This window comes from Frankia sp. KB5 (genome assembly GCF_002099325.1).
Lineage (GTDB): Bacteria > Actinomycetota > Actinomycetes > Frankiales > Frankiaceae > Frankia > Frankia casuarinae.
This window is the reverse complement of record NZ_MRUJ01000271.1, coordinates 1-4958: the sequence shown is the minus strand read 5'-3', so window position 1 is coordinate 4958 and position 4958 is coordinate 1. Positions and strand designations below refer to the sequence as shown.

Here is a 4958-nt window from a genome sequence, read left to right as displayed (position 1 = left end):
TGACGCCCCACCCCGCCGGACGCACCAGTCCGGCGGGGTATTCGTCGTGGATACCCTGACGGGCATGGGCCTGCACCTGTCCGGCGATCCAGAGGCGGACGCCCTCATCACGTCCGATGCGTTGGCGCTCCTGGTGGGGATGGTCCTTGATCGGCAAATCGGACAAACAAGGAACGACCGGTAGGCGGAGCCCAGAGCCGGCCGCCTGCTTCAGCCCGGGCGCCGGTCGTTGGCTGATCGCGGCCCGTGGCCTGATCACTACGACAGCGTAATACGCTGTGTTACGATACCGGCATGCCAAACATTCGGTTCACGATCTCGACGTCCTCGGACGTCCAGGCCGCGGTCAGGATGCACGCCGAGGCGGCAGGCATGGATGTGTCCGCTTACATGATCGCGGCGGCCGTCGCGCAGATGGCGCGCGACGATGCCGCTACGGCGACCTTCGCGGCACTCGACGCGCGCAACCAGGCAGCCCTTGAGCAGGCTGGCGGCGTCCCTGAGACGGACCTGCCTTCGTTCGACGCCCTGACCCTGGACGAGCAGGCGCTCGTCCGCCGGGTCCTGAACAGCGCGCTTGGATCGGACGCCGCGAGCGTCGCATGATCGCGCGTACTGTCGTCTATGACGCCGGGATGCTCGTGGCGCTCCTGCGAGACAGCTCGGCGGCGCGGCTGCTCCACCACGGCTTACGCGCGGCTCCGCACCGGCCGGTCGTCATCGGACCGGTCCTTGCCCAGGCGTGGCGACCGGACCCGAAGACGGTACATGCCTTCAGCCAGTACCTGAAGGACTGCACCGTGCCCCAGACTCGGGAGAGCRCTTCCCCTATGCGCGGCATGTCGAGCACCGCCGGCTGCGTCGCCTGCGCGAGAACCTTCACCCTCGACTCGTACAAACGGGCGGGGGCCATGCTCGCCGAGGCCAGTCTTCCCCCGAAGAAGCGGCCGGACGTCATCGACGCCCTGGTCGTCATCGCGGCTGCTCTTCACGGTCCGGCCCAGATCCTCACCAGCGACCCAGACGACATAGGCGCCTACACCGCCACACTTGACCGCGCTGACATCGTCGTCGAACCGATCTGAGACGCTCCTCGCGATTCTGGGCTGACGTTCCGTCGTTGCGAGCGGCCGAGCAGCGGCCTTGATCGGTGCGGCGAGCCGGCTGCACGATCGGTGTCATGAGCAGCCTCTGCATCCGGCCCGCGCTGCCCGCCGATCTAGTGATCATCGCTAACCTGACGCACGGCAGCCGGCCGTGGGCGATCGTCGAAAACATGGTCGTCGACGCCCAGACCCGCCCCGCGGCGTCGGCGAGACGCTTATTACCCACGTTCTCGATACCGCTCGCGCCGCCAACTGCTACAAGGTTCAGCTTCTGTCCCGCAACGACCGGTCGGAAGTCCACGCCTTCTACGCGGCGGTCGGCTTCACCCATTCCGCCGCCGGGTTTCGGATCTACCTGACCTGACTCGACCAGGCCGCGCGGGTGTTGGCTCATCGAGCCGAGGCGGATGGCCGCGCGTTGTTGCTGCCGCAGCAGGTTCCTGCCCTCCGGCACACCTGGCCAGCATGGTCATGTTGATTCCGTGCGCGTGGCGCGGCGGATCGTCAATGGTCGACCGCTCGGCGGTGAGCTCGCGGCAGTCCGTGTCTACCGCGGCCGTCCCAGCCCCGATCACCAGCCGGAGGCCGCGAGGGCCAGTGACCGGCAGGCCGACCGCTGGACCCGTGATCCTCGGGTGGTCGTTGTCCGCCGGCAGCTCCGCTACCCGAAGGCATGGCCGGCCGAGCCCGCGCAGGAAAAAGGTATCGACGTCGCATTCGCCGTGGATTTCGTGCGCCTTGCCTGCGAGGGCGCGTACGACGTCGGTGTCCTGTTCAGCCGCGACACGGACCTCGTGCCCGCGCTTGAGCCCGTCCGCGATCTTGGTGCTCATGTGGAGGTCGCGAGCTGGAAGGCACGAGCCGACTTCGCTTTCCCGACTCGCAGCTTCCGTGGTGCCACTACCTCGACGCCGACGACTACGGAGCCTGTCGGGACTACACCGACTACACGGCGAGTTGACCGCCGGCCGCGGTGGCCACTGCCGAGCCCGCACCGGGCACCGTAGTCGTGTCGTGGTACGCCGACGCTGGTATCAGCGCATCTCGGACTGCGTCGTAGTCCAGCCATGGATCCCGCAGGAACTGCCGCCATCGTGGATCGTGGCCGACGAGCTTCACCCGGAAGTCGAGATGGTGCATGCCGGGCCGGTGCGGGAAGGGTGGGATGTTCAGCGATGTCGTTGTCATCGACTCGTTTTCGGGCCTCGACTCTCTCCCGATCGACCATGGGTGCGCGACTTGCGGCGCGTCGTCAGCACCGGAAGAGACGCGACCCGACTGATCGGGCGATCAGGCCGTGGAAGACGGTCTGCCCCCACGATGCTCGTCCGCGCGGTGAACGAACTCGGCGATCTGCCTGACGGCGGCAATGGACTCGGGGGTGTCAACGGCGCCGTGGTACACGTGAGGCAGTTCGTCGGCGACGTCCAGGACGACATCGGTACCGGCCGCGGTCGCGGCGGCGAGACGCTCGGAGTCGCTGAGGAGTATCTCGGCGCCCCCGGTCTGTATGAGCAGTGGCGGGAGGCACGCTTGGGAGGCGAAGAGCGGCGACGCCGCGGGATCGCGGGGGTCGGCGCCGCCCAGATAGGTCTCCGCGACGCCGCGGATGAGGTCGGGGCTGAAGATTGGATCCTGATCGGCCCGCTCCTGGAACGAGGCGCCGGACCCGGTGAGATCGAGTAGGGGAGAGATGAGCACCCCCGCAGCTGGTAGCTTGTCACCGTGATCACGTAGCCGGTGCAGCAGGCTGAGAACGAGGCCTCCGCCCGGCGGAGTCGCCCGCGATGACGACATCGGCCGGCGTGGCGTCGCCTGGCCTGGGACGACCTACCCGAGGGGCGACTCCGAGTGTCTGGGACCCTATTCGGCARCACCCAGCCCTTGGCGGACGGCGAGTTCGACCGGGGAGTAGGAGTCGTCGGCGCGATTCAGGTCGAGGGGGCCCTCCGGGTCCAGCGGCGGCTGGGCGAGGAAGCGTGGAACGGACCCGCGGTGTCGTTGCGCGGCGTGGATGAGGAACGGGTGGCAGAGGTAGACGTCGCCGGCCTGCCCGGTCGCGAGGACCAACGGGCGGTCGGGGCTGTCGAGCTTGCCTGCCTCGTCCAGCTGTCCGCACAGCTCCAGTCCGTTGCGGCCGCGTTCGCCCGCGGGTGCCAGAAACGGCGGCACGTCGAGGTGTGATCCGGCCTTGATGCGGGTTGGTGCGTCGTCGGGGCCGACGTCGGAGAACAGGAACAGCATCAGCAGAGCTCGGCCGCGGGATCTGATGTTCAGCCAGAACCACGTTTCGCCGTCCGGCAGGTAGGAGCCGTCCATGTGCCAGCCGGCGTCACCGGGGTCGTCGGGGTGCGGGAAGCGGATGGGGAACGTGCCCAGACCGGTGCGTGGCCGCCACCGACCGGGTCCGACCAGCTGATCGAGCGCGGCGCGCAGCCGTGGTGTGTTGGCGGCCTGCCGGAAGGGCTCCTCTCCGCTTCCGTCGATCCGGATGACGGGACGGGTCCAGCTCGCCGGGTCGGCGGGATCGAGTCCGGTCATGCGCCACAGGATCGAACGGCATGCGTCTGCCAGGGCCCTCGGGAACGCCCGTCGGACGTGTACGAAGCCCTCGTCGATGAATGTCTGGACCTCTTCGTCGGTCAGCGTCGACACCGCGGCCATCACCTCGGCCTCAGATCGTCGTCGACTTGGGACGATCACTCAAATGGTTTTCGCGGGGTGCGGCGGAGGAGGCCCACGGGCCGGGACGACGTCGACCGCACGGTTGCCCGACCAGCGGACCGGCGGCTTGCGAGRCATGGTGATGGGATCGAACTGGTATCGCCTTCCCATGGAAGCTGTCGTCGATCAAGCAGGTCGGATCGTGCTGCCCAAGTTCATCCGCGACGCGCTGGGCCTGCTCCCGGGTACGAAGGTGGACATCTCGCCGTACGGCGCTGGTGTGCAGGTCGTGCCAGCTGGCAGGACCGCGCGCCTCGTGGAGGAGAACGGCGTGCTCGTGGCGGCCGGCGACACGGTTGTTGATGACGAGATCCTGTTCGGCCTCATCGACGCGGGTCGCAGATGACTACCGCGGTCGACACGAGTGTCGCGGTTCCCCTCGTGGTGCGCTCGCATACGCATCACGTGGACGTGGTGCGATGGTGGGACGGGCGGGAGCTCACGCTGAGTGGGCATGCTTTGGCGGAGACCTACTCGGTGCTCACCAGACTGCCGGGCGACGCAAGACTGTCGGGGCCGGATGCCGCGCGCCTGCTCGACGCGCGGTTTACGGCACCGTGTGCTCTGAGCGGCTCACACGCCCAGAAGGTTCACACGACGTTGAGCCGCCTTGGCATCGCTGGGGGCGCCGTGTACGACGGGCTGGTGGCTCTGGCCGTCAAGGAACATGACCTGGCCCTCGCGACGAGGGATGCACGCGCACGTGGCACGTGGCACGTGGAACCTATGACGCGGTCGGAGTAAAGGTCATTATCGTTTGCTGACCGGTCAGCGGCCTGAGGGTGTTGCCTGGTCGGCCAGCCAGTCGGCGGTGCGGTTCAACCAGGCCCATCGTCTGTTTCCGAGCAGGTGGTCGCCGCCTGCCACGAGCAGCAGTTCTCTCCTGGGCGCGGTGGCCGCCACATGGCGGGCCTGGTCCGGCGTCGGCAACGTGTCCGCTCCGCCAGCTACGACGAGCAGGGGCTGGTGGACGGATGCCGGCAGATCCGGGTACGCGAGAGCGGCGGCGACCCGCTGTGCCTCGTCCGCGCCGCCGCAGCGGATCGTCAGCGTGTCGGTGGCGAACTGCGGCAGCGTCTCCCAGGTCGGCATTGGATAGGGGCCGCTGACCGTTGCGACGGCGCGGAC

At 68.3% G+C, this 4958-nt stretch carries 8 protein-coding genes and 3 pseudogenes; 7 read left to right on the top strand and 4 right to left on the bottom strand.

What is annotated here, in order from left to right:
* Positions 1-64 precede the first annotated feature (64 nt).
* From KBI5_RS28885 to KBI5_RS21815, 5 genes and pseudogenes are all read left to right on the top strand, one after another.
* A pseudogene (locus tag KBI5_RS28885) lies at positions 65-160 on the top strand (Fe-S cluster assembly protein HesB); the annotation flags it as partial.
* A gap of 134 nt (positions 161-294) precedes the next feature.
* On the top strand, positions 295-606 hold the full coding sequence (locus KBI5_RS21830; protein ID WP_011436967.1) for a hypothetical protein: 312 nt from the start codon (positions 295-297) through the stop codon (positions 604-606).
* On the top strand, positions 603-1085 hold the full coding sequence (locus KBI5_RS21825) for a hypothetical protein (protein WP_085016297.1): 483 nt from the start codon (positions 603-605) through the stop codon (positions 1083-1085). The genes KBI5_RS21830 and KBI5_RS21825 overlap by 4 nt, the downstream gene beginning before the upstream one ends.
* A gap of 172 nt (positions 1086-1257) precedes the next feature.
* Entirely contained in the window at positions 1258-1470 is a 213-nt protein-coding gene (locus KBI5_RS21820) for a GNAT family N-acetyltransferase (RefSeq protein WP_049760921.1), read from the top strand.
* A gap of 43 nt (positions 1471-1513) precedes the next feature.
* Entirely contained in the window at positions 1514-2113 is a 600-nt protein-coding gene (locus KBI5_RS21815; RefSeq protein WP_011436965.1) for an NYN domain-containing protein, read from the top strand.
* On the opposite strand, the gene KBI5_RS21810 is transcribed toward KBI5_RS21815, so the two are convergent.
* From KBI5_RS21810 to KBI5_RS21800, 3 genes are all read right to left on the bottom strand, one after another.
* Positions 2052-2294, bottom strand: coding sequence for a hypothetical protein (locus tag KBI5_RS21810; protein WP_023842121.1), 243 nt, complete (start codon positions 2292-2294; stop codon positions 2052-2054). The genes KBI5_RS21815 and KBI5_RS21810 overlap by 62 nt on opposite strands.
* A 102-nt stretch (positions 2295-2396) precedes the next feature.
* Positions 2397-2903 carry an alpha/beta hydrolase fold domain-containing protein gene (locus KBI5_RS21805; RefSeq protein ID WP_011436964.1) on the bottom strand — a complete coding sequence of 169 codons (507 nt, stop codon included), beginning with the start codon at positions 2901-2903 and terminating at the stop codon, positions 2397-2399.
* A gap of 66 nt (positions 2904-2969) precedes the next feature.
* On the bottom strand, positions 2970-3770 hold the full coding sequence (locus KBI5_RS21800) for a phytanoyl-CoA dioxygenase family protein (RefSeq protein ID WP_085016296.1): 801 nt from the start codon (positions 3768-3770) through the stop codon (positions 2970-2972).
* A 169-nt stretch (positions 3771-3939) separates the two neighbouring features.
* Here KBI5_RS21800 and KBI5_RS21795 point away from each other — a divergent pair, with 169 nt between their 5' ends.
* Positions 3940-4176 carry an AbrB/MazE/SpoVT family DNA-binding domain-containing protein gene (locus tag KBI5_RS21795; protein WP_035734508.1) on the top strand — a complete coding sequence of 79 codons (237 nt, stop codon included), beginning with the start codon at positions 3940-3942 and terminating at the stop codon, positions 4174-4176.
* Positions 4173-4594 (top strand): annotated as a pseudogene (locus KBI5_RS21790) (type II toxin-antitoxin system VapC family toxin). The gene KBI5_RS21795 and the pseudogene KBI5_RS21790 overlap by 4 nt, the downstream one beginning before the upstream one ends.
* Positions 4595-4598: 4 nt before the next feature.
* Here the strand turns inward: KBI5_RS21790 and KBI5_RS26595 are convergent.
* A pseudogene (locus KBI5_RS26595) lies at positions 4599-4958 on the bottom strand (alpha/beta hydrolase); the annotation flags it as partial.

Excerpts from the sequence above, each read along its gene's own strand:
- KBI5_RS21830 (WP_011436967.1), top strand. The coding sequence starts at position 295 with ATGCCAAACATTCGGTTCACGATCTCGACGTCCTCGGACGTCCAGGCC.
- KBI5_RS21815 (WP_011436965.1), top strand. The coding sequence starts at position 1,514 with ATGGCCGCGCGTTGTTGCTGCCGCAGCAGGTTCCTGCCCTCCGGCACA.
- KBI5_RS21805 (WP_011436964.1), bottom strand. The coding sequence starts at position 2,903 with ATGTCGTCATCGCGGGCGACTCCGCCGGGCGGAGGCCTCGTTCTCAGC.
- KBI5_RS21810 (WP_023842121.1), bottom strand. The coding sequence starts at position 2,294 with ATGACAACGACATCGCTGAACATCCCACCCTTCCCGCACCGGCCCGGC.
- KBI5_RS21795 (WP_035734508.1), top strand. The coding sequence starts at position 3,940 with ATGGAAGCTGTCGTCGATCAAGCAGGTCGGATCGTGCTGCCCAAGTTC.